Raw genomic sequence first — 18,724 nt, 5'->3', positions numbered from 1 at the left:
ATTTGTGTAAAGTTTGTGGAATTAATCCTTATTGTGTTAGAGTTGGTCATCTTAACATAAAGGATTTAGTATGTCTTATCGCACAGAACACGACACGATGGGCGAAGTCAAGGTTGAAAATAGCAAGTATTGGGGCGCGCAAACCCAAAGGAGCTATGAGAATTTTAAGATCGGCACGGAAAAGATGCCAACAGAATTGATCTACGCCTTTGCCAAACTCAAACGCGCTTTGGCCAAAGTCAATCAGGATTTAGGCAAATTGGATACTCAAAAAGCAGAGGCCATTATCCAAGCTTGTGAGGACATTTTAGCCGGCAAGCTAGAGGGCATGTTCCCCTTAGCTATTTGGCAAACCGGGAGTGGGACTCAGACCAACATGAACATGAACGAAGTTATCGCCAATAGGGCAACTGAGATTTTAGGGGCAGACTTTAGAAAAGAAAAACTCATCCACCCCAATGACCATGTGAATATGTCCCAAAGCTCCAATGACACCTTCCCCACTGCCATGCACATCGTCGCCGTGCTAGAGATCACAGGCAAGCTTCTACCCGCTTTGGACAAATTGCACGCCACCTTGCATGCCAAAAGCCAAGATTTTAAGGATATTATCAAAATTGGGCGCACGCATTTACAAGATGCCACGCCTTTAACTTTGGGGCAGGAATTTAGCGGGTATGTGAGCATGTTAGAGCACTCTAAAGAGCAGATTATGGCTAGCCTTGAGGGTTTGAGAGAATTAGCCATTGGGGGCACGGCTGTGGGCACAGGCTTAAATGCCCACCCCCAATTATCCCAAAAGGTCGCTGGGGAACTGAGCCAATACACCGGCCAAACTTTTAAAAGCGCGCCCAATAAATTCCACGCCCTCACCAGCCATGACGCGATCAATTTTGCCCATGGGGCGTTAAAAGGATTGGCGGCAAACTTAATGAAAATTGCCAATGACATTAGATGGCTGGCTAGTGGTCCGCGCTGTGGTCTGGGCGAATTGCATATCCCTGAAAATGAACCGGGTAGCTCGATTATGCCCGGCAAGGTCAATCCCACCCAATGCGAGGCTTTGACCATGGTTGCTGTGCAGGTGATGGGCAATGATGCAGCGATCGGCTTTGCTGCCTCTCAGGGCAATTTTGAGCTCAATGTGTTCAAGCCCGTGATTATCTATAACTTCTTGCAAAGCCTGCAACTCTTGGCCGATGGCATGCTCAGTTTCAACGAACATTGCACAACTGGCATTGAGCCCAATAAGGACAAGATCGACTACTATTTGCACCACTCTTTGATGTTGGTAACTGCGCTTAATCCCCATATTGGCTATGAAAATGCCGCCAAAGTTGCTAAAAATGCGCATAAAAAAGGCATTAGCTTAAAAGAGTCTGCTGTACAGCTAGGGCTTTTAAGCGCACAAGACTTTGAAAAATTTGTCATACCCGAACAAATGATTGGCCCTAAAGCTTAATGCCCCAACCCTTTTTTGTCTATGATGACATCTGCCTTTATCAAGCCAGCACCCTCAATCAGGGGCTTTTGCCCCCCAAGAGTCTAGATTGCACCATCACCTCCCCGCCCTACAATGTGGGCATTGACTACAATAGCAGAGATGATAGCCAAAGCTACGCAGAGTATTTAGATTTCAACGCCACTTGGCTACAAAATACCTACTTATGGAGCAAGCCCAGCGGGAGGCTATGCCTCAATATCCCCTTGGACAAGAATAAGGGCGGGCAACAGAGTGTGGGTGCAGATGTGATCACTTTGGCCAAAAAGATCGGTTGGCGTTACCATAGTAGCATTATTTGGAATGAGGGCAATATCTCTAGACGCACGGCTTGGGGGAGTTGGCTTAGCCCTTCAGCCCCCTATGTGATCGCGCCCGTGGAACTCGTTGTTATTCTGTATAAAGAGGTGTGGAAAAAACAGCACAAGGGCAGAAGCGATCTAAAAAAGGATGAGTTCATGGCTTGGACCAATGGGCTTTGGCAGTTTAATGGGGAATCTAAAAAACGCATCGGACACCCCGCCCCCTTCCCTAGAGAATTGCCCCGCCGTTGTATCAAGCTCTTTTCTTTTATAGGTGATGTGATCTGCGATCCCTTCAGCGGATCGGGAACCACGATGTTAGAAGCCTATGCCAACCAACGTGCCTTTGTGGGCATCGAGTTAGACCCTGCTTATTGTGCCCTAGCCAAACAACGCTTTTTGAAAATATGGGGGGGAAAAGATGGGGATTAGGCAAAGCGATCTTATCTTGGAATTTTTTAAGGCAAACCCTAATCGGGAGATCGCACATCCTGAGGTAGTGGATTGGCTCACCCATGAATACTACAAGCGCACAGGCAAGATTTTCAGAGACCCTGATCGGGGCATTAGAAATTGCACCAACAAGGCGTTTTACAAAAAATCGCTAAGGGAGTTTATCGCTACAACCCAAATTCCGTTTTGCGTCAAGATTTAGAGGACTTTAGCCCCGCCTTAAAAAAGCAAATCTTAGAACGGGACGGGTATGCTTGTGTGATTTGCGGGGCGGGGCAAAAAGAGGGCGTGGAATTGCATGTCGATCACATCAAGCCTAAAGACTTAGGGGGTCAAGCTAGCCTAGAAAATGGGCAAACTTTGTGTGCCCGGCACAATTTCTTAAAAAAGAATTTTAATCAGACAGAAACGGGTAAGAAAATGTTTATACGCATGCTAGAGAGTGCGCAAAAGGCCGGAGAGATGGAGCTAGCCGCCTTTTTAGAAGAGGTTTTAGGCGTTTATGAGAAACATAATATCAACGGGCACATTGTGTGGAAAAAGCCTTGATGATAACCCCTCGAAAGCATGTTGAAAATAAGTGGTTTGGGCTAGTTAAAGTAATGTTACTTGGTCCAAAATCTCCCGCGCACCTTGATCTAAGAAGTTTTGCACGAGAGTATTGATCAGATCATCAGCTTGGCTAGGTTGCCCTTGGATGCGCTCTTTAATCACGCAACTCCCATCGCTCAAGCCCACGATGGCTTGGATTTGCAAAATATCTTGTGTGAGACTAGCATGCACGCCTAAGGGCACTTGGCAACCCCCACCCAACTGGCGCACAAAGCAACGCTCTAGGCCACAGACGAACGCGCTTGTTCCATCATTTAGTTGGGTGATTTGATCAAAATAGGGGTGATCGCGCCGCATCTGCACGCCCAACGCCCCCTGAGCCATGCTAGGGATCATCTCCTTTATGCTAAAGGGTTGTTGGTGGGGCAATTCTAGCCCCAAGCGTTGCACCCCCGCACAGGCCAGCACGATCGCATCAAAATCCCCGCATTTTAGGCGTTCTAAGCGGGTTTGGATGTTGCCCCTCAGACTCAAAGTATCCAAATCAGCGCGCATGCGTTTTAATTGCATCGATCGCCTTAAAGAGGTCGTACCCACTCTTGCCCCTTGTGGCAGATCGGCTAGACAAGGGTATTCCACGCTCAAAAAACAATCCCTAGGGTCAGCACGGGGCGTGATAGCAGCAAGAGTGAGGGGCTCTAGCTCCTCTACGGGCACATCTTTAAGCGAATGCACAGCCAGATCGATTTCTTGGTTTAAAAGCAATGCCTCTAATTCTTTGGTGAAAAGCCCCTTGCCCCCGATTTTGGCTAAGGGCACATCTAAAATCTTATCCCCCTTTGTTTTGACAACACGGATTGTGCTTTTTAGCCCAATCTGTTCTAGCAGGTCTTGCACATAAGAAGCCTGCCACAAAGCCAGCGCGCTCCCTCTGCTCCCAATAATGAGGGTTTTCATTTTTCTTTATCCAAAACTTCTACATCAATGATTTCTTCTGGCTCTTTTTGTTTTTTGGGCTTTTTGGGCATTTCTTCGGGGGGCAGATCTTTTTGGCGCACCAAAGCCACGAGCAACAAGAGAGTTCCAAAAACATCGCACAACACCCCGGGCAAGAGTAACAGCACCGCACCCACAGACCTTAAAAAAAACCCTTCTGCCCAAGCCAAAGGTTCGAGGCGATCATAGACCAAGTCGTTTAAATTCTTAAAGGGGCTTCTTAGCAACACCACACCCCCAACCAGCGCGCTGATCACCACTTCGGCTAAAAACAGTGCCAAACCAAATTCTTGCACAGCACTATAGACTAAAAAAATTTCCAGCACCATATAGGAGAGGCCTAGAATGTAGGCAAAGGGCATCAGGCTAACATCTCCTTGAGGGCTTGAACAAGACTAGCGCGCTCTAGGGTGCTTTTGGTTAAACCCTGCCTTTTGATGATTTCCAAAGACCCGCTTTTTAGGGCTTGATTGCCCACAATGAGCGCATAGCAACAGCCCATCAACTCAAAATCCGCCATCTTAGCTCCAAAGCGATCCAAGCGGTCATCTAAAAGCACATCAATACCTGCCTCTAAGAGTTCTTGATACAAACTCTCGCCCAAGGCCTCTAGTTGGCTATCCTTGCTATTAGCCACAATGATCACCACCTCAAAGGGTGCACTCGCTTTGCTCCACACACAACCCTTCCCATCGTTATGTTGCTCCAAAATTGCGCTTAGCAAGCGGCTAACCCCAATCCCATAACAGCCCATCTCAAAAAACTGCGCCTTGCCCTCTTGATCGAGATAAGTGGCATTCAGGCTTTTAGAATATTTGTTGCCTAGTTTGAAGATATGCCCGACCTCAATGCTCCTTTGATACTCCAAAGGGGCTTGACAGTGCGGGCAGGCATCGTCTGCGCGCGTGGTGGCGATGTCAGCATAGAGCAAGCCCTCAAAGGTAGCTAAATCTACACCCACAAAGTGCACTTCTTTTTCATTTGCCCCACAAATGAGGCTATTGGCATCTTGCAAATCAAGATCAAAGATCACCGTCACATCGGGCAAAATGTGTTTGAGTCCATAAGGTCCCATATAGCCCGGATACAACCCCAAGCCCTCTAAGGCATGCGCGCTCACTTCCTCTAGACTCAAAATGGGGGTTTGTAAAGCTGTGCTCAAAGCATTGAGGGCTTTGCTCTCCTCTAGACTATCATCCCCACGCACAAAAAAGATCGCCAGTTGGGAGTTGCCATGTTCTAGCATGGCTTGCTTGGCGACTGCTTTGAGCGTGAAAAAGGGATCGACCTTGAAAAACGCGCTCAAGGCTTGGATCGTGGGGGTGTTGGGTGTGGGGAATTTAGCAAAATTAGCTTGGGGGATATTCTCAGGTTCTACCCTCTTGGTGCGTGTGGCAATTTCAATATTAGCTGCATAGCTACACTGCGGGCAGACCACAACAATATCTTCTCCACACGCGCTTAAAATCACAAATTCCTTAGAGCTATTGCCCCCAATCGCCCCACTATCTGCCTCAATGGCTCTAAAATCCAGTCCTAAGCGGGTAAAAATGGTGCTATAAGCCTGCTCCATGCGATCAAATTCCATATCTAGGCTCTCTGAACTGCTGTGGAAACTATAGCCATCTTTCATGATAAATTCACGGGCACGAATCAGCCCAAAGCGGGGGCGAATCTCATCTCTAAACTTGGTGTGGATTTGATAAAGGTGCAAGGGGAGTTGCTTGTAACTCTTCACATGCGCCTTAACTAATTCGGTGATCACTTCCTCATGGGTGGGGCTGAGTACAAAATCGTTTTCTTTGCGATCCTGCAGACTTAAAAGCTCCTTGCCATATTTGTCAAAACGCCCGCTTTGCCTCCATAGATCGGCCGGGATCACAAAGCCTAGCATGCACTCTTGCGCCCCATAGGAATCCATCACTTCTTTGACCACGGCACGGATCTTTTGTAAGACCTTTTGCCCTAGGGGCAGAAAATTATAAATCCCGCTCCCAATTTGCTGGATAAAGCCCGCTTGCACTAAGAACTGGTGGCTTTTGAGTAGGGCATCTTTGGGGGGTTCTTTGCTCGTGGGGGCAAATAGCCTAGAAAAGCGCATTTAACATCCTTCTTCATATTCGCATTTGTAGCGATTCACAAACATGTTTTCTGTGCCCAAGTTGAATAGATTCTTCAAGCACTCGCCCAAGATGTCGCCCTCCTCTTTGTGGGCATTTTTTTTGAGCACAGCGGTGGGGTGGTGCAGAAAAGTATTAAATGCGCTGTGTAAAATCTTGGCGACACTCTCTTCGTATTGGGGGGGCAAAAACCCTTTTTTCAGCGCGCGCCGTAATTCCTTAAGGGCGGCTTCTCTAGCTAAGTCTCTAAGCCCCTTAATGAGGGGATCGACCTCTAAGGTTTGCAACCATTCTAAAAACTTATGCGTGTAGAGTCCCGCAATCTCATAAGCCTTTGAGGTGTCTTTTTGGCGGTTTTCCAAGTTATGCGCCACAACGCTTTGCAGATCATCCACGCTATAGAGCCAAATATTGGGCTCTTGTATGGGAGCGATGTTGCGCGGAACGCCCAAATCAAACCACCAACGCCTAAATTCTGTGCTAGTAACACTCTCTGGGGTGATGATGGGGTGGTTAGCCCCTGTGGCACAAAATAAAAAGGGATGGGTATTGATCAAGGTGGGGAGATTTTCAAAATCCTGCACTTCTACCTCCAAGCCAAGCTCTAAAGCACGCTCCCTGTGGCGGTTACACAAGATCACCTCAAAGCCCTTAGCCAGCAAATGCTTACACACCAATTGCCCCATTTCACCCACGCCCACGACAATAGCCCTCTGTGCCACCTTTTCACTTTCTAGCACCTCTAGGGCTTGCTTGACCGCCATGGAGGCAATGGAGATCACTTGGGAAGAGATGGTGGTTGAATTGCGCACCGCTGCAGCGCATTTAAAGGCAAAATGGGCTAGGCGGGTCAAATGCTGGGCGCATAGTTTGTGTTCTAGGCACATTTTATAGGCACTCTTAAATTGCCCCGTGATCTGGGTTTCCCCCACAACCATGCTATCCAAACTGCTAGCCACACAAAAAACATGGTGGATCGCATGGGTCTGGGTGTGTATTGCGCTTTTGGATTCCAGCACGCCTAAGGGCACTTGCTTGGCTTGGGCTAGGGCGACAATCAGATTCGAAGCCGTTTGGTTTAAATCATAGGCATAGAGGTAAAACTCCACACGATTACAAGTGCAGAGTGCCATGATCTCTTTGATGTGGGGGTATTGGTGTTTGAGCATGTTTAAAAAGCCCAAAAGTTCGGATTCGCAAAAGGCGAGCTGTTCTCTGAGTTCAATGGGGAGGTGCTTATGTGTGAAGCCCAAAACCAAATACCCGCTATCCACTTTAAAACTCCCGTTCTAAAATTTGTTTGGCCATGTTTTCTAATTGGGTGTTGCCCTCCCCTTCAATCGCTTTTAGGGCAATTTGGAGATATTTTTGCGCCTGAGAAAACACTTCTTGGATGATCCCATGTTTGGCAAATTCAGCTTGGCACCATGCCACCGCATCGGAGTTGTCCTGCTTGAAGTAAGAGAGCAAAACCTCTTGTTGGGGCTGATCTAGGCGTTGGTAGAGCAAGATATAAGGCAGAGTGCTCTTGCCCTCTTTGAAATCCCCAAAAGCAGGCTTGCCCAAAACCTCTGGAGATTGGGTGATGTCTAGCAAATCGTCTATAATTTGGAAGGCCAGCCCGAAGTTGAGCCCAAAGGTGTAGTAACGCTTGGTATCCAAACCTTGTAACAAAGCCGCCCCGCAACTGCTAGCCACGATCAAGGAGGCACTTTTATCGCTGATGATGTCTAGGTAAATCTTGGGATCGGGGTTAAAGACATGGGAGGCACTCACATCTTTAAGTTCCCCACGGGAGAGTGCGACCACGCTTTGAGCCACCACCTGCACAATCTGAGGGTCTAGTTTGCCCAGCTCACAAAAGGCTTTGGAGTAGAAAATATCGCCCAGCATGATCGCGCTCTTATCCCCAAAGGTGCAATTAAGGGCTAGTTGCCCTCTGCGGGTGTTGGCATTGTCGATCACATCATCATGCAGAAGAGATGCGCTCTGAATCATTTCAATTATGGCACAAAAATCCAAAACTTGGGGGTGGTTAGGGCAAATAGCTAAAATCAGCTGGCTGCGTAACATCTTGCCTGTCCCCAAAATACGCGCCATCTCTAGCACCTGCGTGCTCCCAACCTCCTCTAAATAACCCTCAATCTTGGCTTGGATGGCGTGCAACATTTAGGGTTGCTCCACCCACTTGAGCTGGTTAGAGGCGCGCAAACGCAAGGTCGCTACGCCCGCTTGGGTGTCAAATTTTTTGAAACTGAGCATCAAAAAGGGAGGGGTGTGATCCCCCTCAACTTCTGAGGAGCTAGCCCCTCCTTTCTCTTTAAACACAGCCACCCGAAAGCTATCTCTTTGGAAGTCGGGGTATAAAATAAACTGGTAGGGAAAATGGTTGAGGTTCAAATGCACCACCAGACCTTGATCCTTATAGAGAGTCCAGCGGAAAAACACGGGTTTTTTGAATTTGCCTAGTTGCAACTCCCCGCCATAGATCTCATCTTTTTTCAATTCCAAAGTCTTATCAAGGGGTTTGGCAAAGACACCAGTACACAAGAGCAGAGCCACAAACAACCTATTCATGCCCGCTTAAGATAAGTGCCATCGACTGGATGGCTAAATCCATCTTTTTAGCCTGCACGCGTTCTTGCAAAACCCCATCCACATGTTGTTGCTTTAACAAGGCGGAAAATTTATCTTGCAAACCCAAATCTTCGAGGAGAATCTCGCATAGGGCTTGTGCCTCTAGGAAACGTTCCAACTCCTCGCGTGCGCGTTTCTGGCTAGCATGCAAGACCACATCGCCCCATTTTTGGATTGGATCGCCTGCTAGCACATGCAAGTCATCGTGGTTCAAACCAAACTAGCCTTCAGCATCCATACTGATTTTTGGAGTTTGGCTAACTGCTCATCGGCATAGGCCGCTGTAACTTTGTCTCCAGCTTTATCAGCTGTCTCTGAGAGTTGGGCAAAGTGCTTTTCTAGGTGCTCATAGTCCTTCAAAACCGCCCCAAAGACCTCACCAGAGGTGAAGCTATGCTTGCTTTCCTCTTTGATATGGGAGAGTTTCAGTGCCTCATCTAGGGTTACCACAGGCGTAGCCCCTAGTTGAGCGATTCTTTCTGCCAAATCATCAAAGGTTTCGGCAAACTCCTCATAGAGGGCTTGGGTGAATTGATGTACGGGATAAAAATCATGCCCTTTGACATTCCAGTGGAAGTTGTGTAATTTCATGAACAGCACAATGCTATCTGCTTGGAGTTGTTTGAGCAAATCGATAGTTTTTGTTTTCATCGCAATCCTTTTTGGTTACTTTAAGTCTGGCTCAAGCCAAACTCGAATCACATTCTAACGGAAAAATAGTAAATACAAGCTTTTATTCACCCTTGAGAATGCGGATTTCAAAGGTTTTATCGGGGGTGTCTAACAAGGTGATCTTGCCCCCATGTGCTTCCACCACCTGCAAAGAGAGCGCAAGCCCTAGACCATTGCCCTTAAGTTTGGTCGTCTCAAAGGGCTCAAAGAGCAATTCTTTATCCAGCACCTCTTTACCATCATCTTTGATATGAAAAACTACCCACTCTTCTTCCTCAAAGGCAACCACCTCCACATGCCCCTCCTCAGAGTTGCTTTCCTCAATAGCATCTATAGCGTTGTATAAAAAGTTTTGTAGGGCAATGCTTAACAAACTCAGATCGTAATGGGCAGTTGTGGGCGCAATGCGGGTGGTTAGGGTGATCTCTTTGGTGTAAGTGTATTGGTTGAGTGCCTCTTGAATCTCATCCTCTAGGAGTAAAAGACTTTGGGGGGTTTTGTTAGCATGCACGCCCTTAGAAAATAAAAGAGTGGCTTTGATGATGCGTTCCACCCGCCACAAGGCTTTTTGTAACTCAAACACAATGGGCTTAGTCTTGTTATCCACTTTTTTAAGCAAAATCGAGGTGAGTAACGAGATCGAGCCAACTGGATTGCGGATCTCATGCGCTAAATGTGCCGAGATTTTCCCCATCGACACCAAACGTTCTTGGCGTTTTTGCTTGGTGATGTCTGTAGCAGTGATGATCTCCTTGCCCTGAATTTTATTGTTCTGGAAAAGGTAGTTCTTGCCCTCATGCTCAATTTCTAAATTAAAACCCAGTGCCTTAGCCTTTTCAAAGACTTCCTGACTCTCAATCGCCTTGCTATTCTTGTAAAAAAAGCTTTTGTTTTCATTGAGCACCCAAATGGCTTGGGGCAAAATCTCAATCACCCACTCATAGAGTGCCTTATAGTCCTTAAATTCCTTTTCAACCTTGTAACTTTGCAAGATAAATTCATTCAACAAACGCAAGAGCTCTTGGCGATCCTGCGCACCAAAGCGATCCAACAACCCATTGTCTAAGATGCCATCTCCTGAGCTAGAGACAGCTTCTAGGGGGAGGGGGGGCTTTTTCATGCTAACCCTTGTTTTTCTGCTCCTCTTGATCTTTGAGAAAATTAAAGAGTAACTCGCTATATCCAAAATGCCCACTGAGCTGGTTGGAGAGCGAATCCTTATACATGGATTGGTAAATCTCGCTCCCAGCTTGCTTGGGATACAAGGGGTTATCTAGCTTTAAAGCCGTATCCAACATGAACTTTAGAAGTAAGGACTCAAAAGCATCAGTTTGAGTCTTGAGTTGCTGATCTTCTAGCTTACCTCCGTGCTTGATCTTGTTGGAATCAAGCTTATTAGCCAGGTATTGGTTGTAAATGTCCAGATTATTTTTGATCATATGACCTCCATTTCTGCGCTAATCGCACCACTTTTTTTCATCGCCTCTAAAATCGACACAATGCCCTTAGAACTCACACCGATTTTTTGTAACGCCTTCACCACGCTGGCAATGGTCGCTTTGGGCGCGCTCAAAATATTTTCTCTGGTGTCCAACGTAGCTTGCGACCCGAGTTTTTGCAAATCTTTTTTAGCCTTGCCTTTCTTGGGTTCTAAAGGTTCTTGGGTGATCTTGATGGTAACATCCCCACTTGTAACCACTACGGGATGCACCACAATATCCACGCCCGCCACCACCGTACCCGATTTTTCATCAATGATGATTTTATCCTTGTGGCTATAATCCACATTGACCTCTTCAATCATCGCCAAAAACTCAACCATCGTCAGTTTTTCGGGCTTTTTCAATTTGATTGTCTTGGGGTCGATGGCTAGGGCAACCTTTTGTTGGAAGACCCGATTTAACGCCTCCTGGATTTTTACGGCATTTTTAAAGTTGGGCTTTTTAAGACTCAAGGTCATGCCATTTTTGTTATAGAGATCATAGGAAATCTCGCGCTCAATGGTTGCGCCATTAACAATGGTGCCGGTGAGTTGATTAGAGGAGTTGCCCAAACTCACACTCCCTTGTGCGATGGCATAGATATTCCCATCAATGGCACTCAAGGGAGTCATCACCAACACCCCATGGTTTAAGGACTTGGCATCTCCAATCGAAGAAATTTGCACATCAATTTTATCACCCTGCCGCGCGAAAGAGGGCAAATTAGCGGTGATCATCACGGCAGCCACATTCTTAGAAGCAATATCGCTAGGGGAAACCTTGATATTCACACTCTCTAGCATGTTGGCAATGGACTGCATGGTGAATTTCGATCCAGACTTATCCCCCGTGCCATTTAAGCCAATCACCAGACCATAACCCACCAACTGGTTATCCCGTACGCCCACGATGTTAGCAATATCCTCGATCTTTTCAGCTTGCAAACAGACCAGGGCATACGCCCATAAAACTAAGTGCTTGATTCTTAATTTCATGTCTAAATATTATCCAAAAAAACCTTAATGGCACAATTTAAGGAGGGAAATTAGCATTTTTGATAGTATTTCGCACTCTGCTCTATTGGGTCTTAAAACTCCCCTTTAAGTCCAAAATACTAAATTCTAGTGCGTCATCAGCGCAAACGTCAATGCAACGCCCACAGCGGGTGCATTCCCCCGAATTAACCGCCACGCTTTTAAGCCCCACCATCCACAGCACTTGCTTCTCAGGGCATATCTCAAAGCACAAGTCGCACTTGGTGCAACGCAGGGCGTTGTGCTGGACTTTCAAAAGGGCATAACGCCCCATCAGAGAGTAAAACGCTCCCAGCGGGCAGAGTTTGGAGCAAATGATTTGATCGCCCAGAAACGCATCCACACAAAAGAGCAAAAACGCCACAATGAGCCACGAAGCTGTGCCCAAAATGATCCCCCTTTGGATCACTCCAATAAAGGACACACTCTCAAAGGCAGGCGTGGCGAGCACAAAAGATAAGATCAAACTTAAAGCTAAGAGAATGTAGCGCAAGTTTTTAGGCAAGCCTAAATGCACGCCCCTAAACTCTAATTTGCGCCGAAACCAAGTGGCAAAATCCACAATGATATTCACTGGACACACCCATGCACAAAACGCGCGCCCCAAAAACAAGCCATAGATGCTAGAAACCACCAACACCCCCAAAAGCGCGCTCGCTTCCACATGCAAGCTAGCCACAAAGATTTGCAGAGCCGCAAAAGGATCGCTTAAGGGAATGGTATCAAACAATTTAGAGGAACTCAAATTGCCTTTTAAAACAAAGGTGTTGGCAATAAAAAGGGCTAAAATACCGCATTGTGTCAGCCGCCTAAGCACCAAATAGCGCATCAAAGTCCCTTGTTCAAATAATCTAGGGGGTTGTCTGTTTTGGGGTTTAAGGTGTTGGGTTTAGCATTTTTTACCCGTTCTTGATCCTTGGTATCCCAACCCTTGACGTAGTGATCGCCCACCTTGCCACTCACAAACTCTGTGGGTAAAATCCTAATCGCTGGTTCTTGGGTGATGCAGGCCCTCTCACATATCCCACACCCCACACATGCACTAGGTTCGACCACAGGGAGCATATAGGCATGTTTGTGGGTTCTTTCATTGTGCTTGGTTTCTAGTTTTATCGCCTTGTCTATCAAGGGACAGACCCGATAACACACATCACACCTAATCCCCCAAAACGCCACACAAGCCACCGGATCGACCACAGCCACCCCCATTTTAAGCGAGGCGATGCCTTGATCGGGTTTTAAATGCGCCTTGTCTAGCGCGTCTGTGGGGCAGGCCTTAATACAAGGGATGTCTGAGCAGAGATAGCAAGGGACTTCGCGGGCCTGAAAGAAGGGCGTACCCACCCTAGCATGGTCTAATAGAGTGGCTAGCTTCAGAGTGTTGTAGGGGCAGTCTTTCACGCACAGCCCACAGCGGATACACAGACTTAAAAATCGCCCTTCATTCTCCGCCCCCGGGGGTCTTAGGCTGTAGCTATCTTGCTTTTTGGCTTTTAGCAATGCCACCAAAAACGCCCCCCCGCTGGCACACAGGAAAGCCCCCTTAAGAGTGGTTTGTAAAAAGGCGCGTCTTTGCATCAGACCTTAGTGATCTTCACCGCACACTTTTTATAGTCGGTCTGCTTAGAAATGGGGCAAGTGGCATCTAAGCAGACCTTGTTAATATAGACATTTTCATCAAACCAAGGTACATAGACAAGCCCTACTGGGGGTTTGTTGCGCCCGCGCATATCCACACGCGCTTTGACCTTGCCCCGGCGTGACTCAATCCACACCGCATCGCCTTGACTAACCCCCAATTTTTCCCCATCTTTCTCATTCATATAGCATAAGGCTTCAGGCACGGCCCTAAAGAGCTCGGGTACGCGCATGGTCATGGTGCCACTATGCCAGTGTTCCAAGACCCGCCCGGTGGCCAACCAAAATGGATAGTGGCGATCGGGTCGCTCGGGGGCTTTCATGAAGGGTCTGAAAAAAATCTTGGCTTTATTTTCTAAGCTCTTGGGCGCATTACCAGTAGGTTCTTTAAGGTTACCGCTAACAAGTTCCTTCATCGCCTTACCATAAAAGGCAAAATCGCTATCAGGAGCAGCCTTTTTGGCGTAGTAATCGTATTGGGTGTTAAAACGCCATTGGGTTTCTTTACCATTGACAACAGGCCAACGCAAGCCCCGATACCGGTGGTAGTCATCAAAGTAAGCCAAGTCATGACCATGCCCGATACCAAATTGGCGGTATTCCTCCCAAAGGTATTTTTGGATGAAAAAGCCATAACCCTTAAAGGGTTTGCCATCGCTCCCCACAACCCCGCGTTTATCCCCAAAGACTTCCGAATTGGGTGCACCCTTGCCCACTGGATCATGAGCCAAAAACTTTTTGGCATGTTTGTTGGCAAAGAGGACATCATAGAGAGTATCGGTATCTTTATAGCCCATTTTACGCGCCTCGGCCAACACATTTGGCAAAGTGAGTTTTTCATTGACCTTTTGCTCTTTCCACACCTCTTTGAGCTTAAAGCGCTTAGAAAATTCCAAAATTTGCCAAATATCGCTCATGGCATGCCCCACTGGGGTTACTTGTTGTTTCCAGTGCTGGGATCGCCGCTCGGCATTCCCATAGGCTCCCCATTTTTCATAAATCATCGCACTGGGCAAGATCAGATCCGCTACCTTAGCACTAATGCCCGGATAGCAATCACTCACCACGATAAAATTATCCATCTCTCTAGCGGCTTTGATCCAGTGGTTGGCATTGGCGGTATTTTGCCAAGGGTTATTGACCTGCACCCAAATGAACTTGACTTTGCCATCTTCAAGCGCGCGCATCATGGCGACAAAGTCATAGCCCGGCTTGGGGTTGATCGTGCCTTTGGGCAAGTGCCAAAGTTTCTCGGCAATCTCGACATGCTTGGGGTTGGTAACCACCATGTCGGCAGGCAAGCGGTGGGAAAAAGTGCCCACCTCTCTAGCCGTGCCACATGCGCTAGGCTGACCGGTTAGAGAAAAAGCCCCGCTCCCGGGTTTGGCCTGCTTGCCTAGCAAAAAATGCACCATGTAGGCTTGCTCATTGGCCCATGAGCCCCTGGTGTGTTGGTTAAAGCCCATCGTCCAAAAGCTCACCACTTTGCGGTCTTTCTCCACATAGAGCTTGACCAGCTGTTGCAACTTGGCTTTAAAATTCTCTAGAGGTTCGTTGGCATCTCCCTTAGCCACGCGCGCGACATAATCCAAAGTGTAGGGCTCTAAGGCTTTTTTAAATTGCTCAAAGGTGATTTCCCAATGCTTGCCCGCCTGCTTCTGGTGGTGCATTTTAAACACTTCGCCTTCTTTCACACCCAAGTGTTTGAGTGCGATCGCTTCATCTGCATCTAGAGTGATCGCATTTTGCTTTCTCACCGTGTCCTTCTCGGCAGGCCTAAACTTAGGGTGGTTGGGGTTATCGCGCATGCCATAGCCAATGTCAGCATACCCGGTGGCAAATACGATATGCTTTTTGATAAATTCTTGATCGATAACATCGGGGTGGTTGTAGACAATCTCCCTAGCAATGTAGTTCCAAATGGCTAGATCACTATTGGGTGTGAAGATGATTTCGGTATCTGCTACGCTGGAGGTGCGGTTAGAAAAGGTGGTGAGATTGACCACTTTAACCCTATCAGGAGCATTCAATTTGCGATCGCTCACTCGGGACCACAAAATGGGGTGCATTTCTGCCATATTTGCCCCCCAAGTGATGATGGTATCGGTGATTTCAATATCGTCATAGCACCCGCTAGGCTCATCAATCCCAAAGGTTTGCATAAAACCTGCAACCGCACTCGCCATGCAGTGGCGCGCATTGGGATCGATGTTGTTGCCTCTAAAACCGGCTTTCATCAGCTTGGCAGCCGCATAGCCCTCTTGGATCGTGTATTGCCCACTCCCAAAGACTCCGACACCTGTAACGCCCATTTGATTATAGTATTTCTTGAACTGCTTTTCCATCTCATCAAAAGCATGTTTCCAAGAAACTTCTTTAAACTTGCCTTTTTTGTCAAACTCGCCTTTTTCATTCACCCTTAGAAGAGGGCGCACCAAGCGATCTGCTCCATACATGATTTTGGCATTGAAGTAGCCCTTGATGCAGTTCAAGCCACGATTGACTGGAGCTAGCGGATCGCCTTTTGTAGCGACAATTTTATCGTCCTTTGTGGCGACCATGATCCCACAGCCTGTCCCACAAAAGCGACAAACCGCTTTATCCCATTTCCAACCCGCTTGGGCTTGCTCAGCTTTCGCCTCTAAGTCTGGAGGTGTGAGCAGACCGGCACTCCCCAAAGCCGAAGTGATGGCAACAGATTTTAAAAAATCACGTCGTGAAAGTTCTTGTGTAGGCTCTATATGAGAATTTGGGATGGTAGTTGGCATTAGACTCTCCTAGTCTTGAAGTGGGCAACATTATAGCCAATATTTGATTTAGAAAAATTAACACCCGCCTTTATGGCTACTTTTTATCATTTTTTGGTTATGATAGCCTTTTGATGATGACTACAAGGGACAAGGACAATATGGGCTACCAAGAGATAGCAGGGGGTGTGGGCATACCCAAGTGGGATAAGTTTCTATGGACATTAGGAGGGGTTTTATTCTTGCTATTGGCTTTAGAGGCGGTGTGTGTCAAGCAAAATAGCCTGTGGGTGCGGAATTTAGATGCCTTTGTCATTGAGTTGGTGCGATCCCATCCTCCTGTGCCCGCCTCTGTGCCAGAAGCAAGCCATGCTTTCTACTTCCAAGCTATCAAAGCACTGACTTTTTTTGCCCAATCTAAATTGGTGATCGCCATGGCATTACTCGTGGCACTTTTTTACGCATTCCAAAAGCGTTATGTTTTTGGGTTGTGGTTTGTGCTCAGTGTTTCATCAGGTGAGATTGCCTTGAAGAGTTTTAAAGAGTGGATTGCTAGGACGCGCCCACCCACTAATGGGGAGCTGTATTTAGCGCATGGGTTTAGTTATCCTAGTGGGCATGCCCTAGCAGCAAGCCTTTTTTATGGACTCTTGCTCTTGTTGGTGTCTTTGGGGAATTTGAATAGTGTGTTGAAATGGGGTTTATGCAGTGTTTTATTTTTGTGGGTTTGTTTGATGGCATATACAAGGGTCTATTTGGGTGTGCATTACCCCACAGATGTTTTAGGGGGGATTTTGATGGGGATGGCGTGGGCTTGTTGGTCTGTAGGGGTTTATACGAAATGGTTTAAAAAGATTTGATTTTTGATAGCTTTTTAGGATAGTGCGTGGATTTTAAGGGGTTGTTGCAACAAATTAATGATCTTTTTGCAAGACTTAACAGGAAGCAAAAAATTACAATCGTTACAGCCACGATCTTACTGGTGGCTTTCTTGGTTTTTCTACTGATCTACCCCACTCGTGACAAGGGCGATCTCTCAGGGTATGGAGTGCTCTTTGAGGGTATGGATAATAGCGATAACGCGCTTATCTTGCAATATCTCCAACAAAAACACATCCCCTACAAGATTCCCAAAGAGGATACCATTTTAATCCCTAAAGAAAAGGTCTATGAAGAACGCATTGCTCTAGCTTCTCAGGGAATCCCCAAAACTAGCAAGGTGGGTTATGAAATCTTTGATGTGAAAGATTTTGGGGCGACCGACTTTGATCAAAATATCAAGTATATCCGCGCTATTGAGGGGGAATTGGGGCGCACCATTGAAAGCCTAACCCCCATCGACAAAGCCGATGTGCATATTGCTATCCCCAAAGATAGCGTGTTTGTGAGTCGGGAGATTCCCCCCACCGCCTCTGTGATGCTCAAAATTAAGCCCAACATGCGTTTATTACCCAAGCAGATTTTGGGGATTAAAAATCTGATTGCTGCCTCTGTGCCAAAATTAATGGTGGAAAATGTTAAACTCGTCAATGAAAATGGCGAGCCTTTGGGGGAAAATGACGAATTGGACACCACTAGAGAACTCGCCCAAGCCCAGTTGCATTACAAACAAAATTTTGAAAATATCTTAGAAAACAAGATCGCCAATATCCTAGCCCCCATTGTGGGCGGACGGGATAAAGTCGTGGCTAAGGTGAGCGCAGAATTTGACTTTAGCCAAAAGAAAAGCACCAAAGAAACCTTTGATCCTAATAATGTCGTACGCAGTGAGCAAACAATGGAGGAAAAACGGGAGGGATTTCCTAAAAAGCAAGTGGGGGGGGTGCCCGGGGTGGTGAGCAATGTAGGACCCGTGCAGGGCTTACAAAATAACGAGCTTAAAGAGAAATACGAGAAATCCACCAACACGACCAACTACGAAGTGGGCAAGATGGTGAGTGAAATTAAGGGAGAATTTGGGGTTTTAACCCGCTTGAATGCAGCGGTAGTGGTGGATGGGCGTTATAAAAAAGTGGATAAAAACGGGACGGAAACCATTGAATACATCCCGTTAAGCACTGAAGAGATGGATAAGATCAACGCCTTAGTCAAACAAGCTATCGGTTACAACCAAGCTAGGGGTGATGCGGTGGCAGTGAGCAATTTTGAGTTCAACGCCAAAGCGGCCAAGTATGTGCCCATGACTGCTTATGAAAAGGTCGTTGCCACCACAGAAAAGATTTTGGGTCCCTTCTCCTCCTTGCTGAAATACTTGATCGTGGGCTTGATCTTGTTTGTCTTTTACAAAAAGGTCATCACACCCTTTAGCCAACGCATGCTAGAAATCCACCCTGATGAGGAAGAGAAGGTGCAGTCTTTGTTTGCCATTGATGAGGCTGATGATGAGGAGATCGACAAATTTGGTGAAATGCGTAAAAAAGTGGAAGATCAACTGGGCTTAAGCGCGAGTTTCAACGAAGAAGATGTCAAGTATGATATTATGCTAGAAAGGGTTAAACATTCGATCAAAGAGAGACCTGAGGAGATCGCCTCCTTGTTCAAGTTACTCATCAAAGATGAGGTTGCCGTAACCAACACAAAAGGGAACTAAA

At 46.9% G+C, this 18,724-nt stretch carries 20 protein-coding genes; 6 read left to right on the top strand and 14 right to left on the bottom strand.

Annotated features, from left to right (window positions below):
• The first annotated feature begins 70 nt into the window (after positions 1-70).
• The 4 genes from fumC to EAO36_RS08640 are packed head-to-tail and all read left to right on the top strand — an operon-like array spanning position 71 to position 2,805.
• Positions 71-1,462 carry a class II fumarate hydratase gene (fumC, locus tag EAO36_RS02145; RefSeq protein WP_120947752.1) on the top strand — a complete coding sequence of 464 codons (1,392 nt, stop codon included), beginning with the start codon at positions 71-73 and terminating at the stop codon, positions 1,460-1,462.
• Positions 1,462-2,235 (top strand): DNA-methyltransferase, encoded by a 774-nt coding sequence (locus EAO36_RS02140; RefSeq protein WP_120947750.1) that lies wholly within the window; start codon positions 1,462-1,464, stop codon positions 2,233-2,235. Before fumC ends, EAO36_RS02140 begins: the two co-directional genes overlap by 1 nt.
• Positions 2,225-2,458: a hypothetical protein gene (locus EAO36_RS08645; protein WP_235852196.1), complete on the top strand. Its 234-nt coding sequence runs from the start codon at positions 2,225-2,227 to the stop codon at positions 2,456-2,458. The genes EAO36_RS02140 and EAO36_RS08645 overlap by 11 nt, the downstream gene beginning before the upstream one ends.
• Positions 2,443-2,805 (top strand): HNH endonuclease, encoded by a 363-nt coding sequence (locus EAO36_RS08640; RefSeq protein WP_235852344.1) that lies wholly within the window; start codon positions 2,443-2,445, stop codon positions 2,803-2,805. The genes EAO36_RS08645 and EAO36_RS08640 overlap by 16 nt, the downstream gene beginning before the upstream one ends.
• Before the next feature lie 45 nt (positions 2,806-2,850).
• Here EAO36_RS08640 and hemC read toward each other — a convergent pair whose 3' ends face one another.
• From hemC to napA, 14 genes are all read right to left on the bottom strand, one after another.
• Complete coding sequence (gene hemC / locus EAO36_RS02130) at positions 2,851-3,765, bottom strand: hydroxymethylbilane synthase (RefSeq protein ID WP_120955645.1); 915 nt, start codon at positions 3,763-3,765, stop codon at positions 2,851-2,853.
• Complete coding sequence (locus EAO36_RS02125; protein ID WP_120947746.1) at positions 3,762-4,166, bottom strand: FxsA family protein; 405 nt, start codon at positions 4,164-4,166, stop codon at positions 3,762-3,764. The genes hemC and EAO36_RS02125 overlap by 4 nt, the downstream gene beginning before the upstream one ends.
• Positions 4,166-5,905, bottom strand: coding sequence for a proline--tRNA ligase (gene proS / locus EAO36_RS02120; protein WP_120947745.1), 1,740 nt, complete (start codon positions 5,903-5,905; stop codon positions 4,166-4,168). Before proS ends, EAO36_RS02125 begins: the two co-directional genes overlap by 1 nt.
• The gene (hemA, locus tag EAO36_RS02115; RefSeq protein ID WP_120947743.1) at positions 5,906-7,198 is read right to left on the bottom strand and encodes a glutamyl-tRNA reductase; all 1,293 of its coding nucleotides are present in this window, start codon (positions 7,196-7,198) and stop codon (positions 5,906-5,908) included.
• Position 7,199: 1 nt separating this feature from the next.
• Positions 7,200-8,093, bottom strand: a complete 894-nt coding sequence (locus tag EAO36_RS02110; RefSeq protein ID WP_120947741.1) for a polyprenyl synthetase family protein — start codon at positions 8,091-8,093, stop codon at positions 7,200-7,202.
• Positions 8,094-8,501, bottom strand: a complete 408-nt coding sequence (locus EAO36_RS02105; protein ID WP_235852343.1) for a hypothetical protein — start codon at positions 8,499-8,501, stop codon at positions 8,094-8,096.
• The gene (locus EAO36_RS02100; RefSeq protein WP_120947739.1) at positions 8,494-8,775 is read right to left on the bottom strand and encodes a DUF2018 family protein; all 282 of its coding nucleotides are present in this window, start codon (positions 8,773-8,775) and stop codon (positions 8,494-8,496) included. Before EAO36_RS02100 ends, EAO36_RS02105 begins: the two co-directional genes overlap by 8 nt.
• Complete coding sequence (locus EAO36_RS02095; protein WP_120947737.1) at positions 8,772-9,212, bottom strand: Dps family protein; 441 nt, start codon at positions 9,210-9,212, stop codon at positions 8,772-8,774. Before EAO36_RS02095 ends, EAO36_RS02100 begins: the two co-directional genes overlap by 4 nt.
• Positions 9,213-9,294: 82 nt before the next feature.
• Positions 9,295-10,353: a sensor histidine kinase gene (locus EAO36_RS02090; RefSeq protein ID WP_120947735.1), complete on the bottom strand. Its 1,059-nt coding sequence runs from the start codon at positions 10,351-10,353 to the stop codon at positions 9,295-9,297.
• A gap of 1 nt (position 10,354) precedes the next feature.
• Complete coding sequence (locus tag EAO36_RS02085; RefSeq protein ID WP_120947733.1) at positions 10,355-10,672, bottom strand: hypothetical protein; 318 nt, start codon at positions 10,670-10,672, stop codon at positions 10,355-10,357.
• Positions 10,669-11,697, bottom strand: a complete 1,029-nt coding sequence (locus EAO36_RS02080; RefSeq protein WP_407925304.1) for a flagellar basal body P-ring protein FlgI — start codon at positions 11,695-11,697, stop codon at positions 10,669-10,671. Before EAO36_RS02080 ends, EAO36_RS02085 begins: the two co-directional genes overlap by 4 nt.
• A 94-nt stretch (positions 11,698-11,791) precedes the next feature.
• Complete coding sequence (napH, locus tag EAO36_RS02075; RefSeq protein WP_120947729.1) at positions 11,792-12,577, bottom strand: quinol dehydrogenase ferredoxin subunit NapH; 786 nt, start codon at positions 12,575-12,577, stop codon at positions 11,792-11,794.
• Positions 12,577-13,329 (bottom strand): ferredoxin-type protein NapG, encoded by a 753-nt coding sequence (napG, locus tag EAO36_RS02070; protein ID WP_407925305.1) that lies wholly within the window; start codon positions 13,327-13,329, stop codon positions 12,577-12,579. Before napG ends, napH begins: the two co-directional genes overlap by 1 nt.
• Positions 13,326-16,154 carry a periplasmic nitrate reductase subunit alpha gene (gene napA / locus EAO36_RS02065; RefSeq protein WP_120947725.1) on the bottom strand — a complete coding sequence of 943 codons (2,829 nt, stop codon included), beginning with the start codon at positions 16,152-16,154 and terminating at the stop codon, positions 13,326-13,328. Before napA ends, napG begins: the two co-directional genes overlap by 4 nt.
• A 140-nt stretch (positions 16,155-16,294) precedes the next feature.
• Between napA and EAO36_RS02060 the strand changes: the two genes are divergently transcribed.
• Positions 16,295-16,993 carry a phosphatase PAP2 family protein gene (locus EAO36_RS02060; protein WP_120955644.1) on the top strand — a complete coding sequence of 233 codons (699 nt, stop codon included), beginning with the start codon at positions 16,295-16,297 and terminating at the stop codon, positions 16,991-16,993.
• A gap of 26 nt (positions 16,994-17,019) precedes the next feature.
• Positions 17,020-18,723, top strand: a complete 1,704-nt coding sequence (gene fliF, locus EAO36_RS02055) for a flagellar basal-body MS-ring/collar protein FliF (protein ID WP_120947721.1) — start codon at positions 17,020-17,022, stop codon at positions 18,721-18,723.
• Position 18,724: the final 1 nt, after the last annotated feature.

The organism is Helicobacter mehlei (assembly GCF_003660265.1).
Taxonomy (GTDB): Bacteria; Campylobacterota; Campylobacteria; order Campylobacterales; family Helicobacteraceae; genus Helicobacter; species Helicobacter mehlei.
Note: the sequence above shows the minus strand (reverse complement) of the source record. Positions and strands in the feature narration are given on the sequence as shown.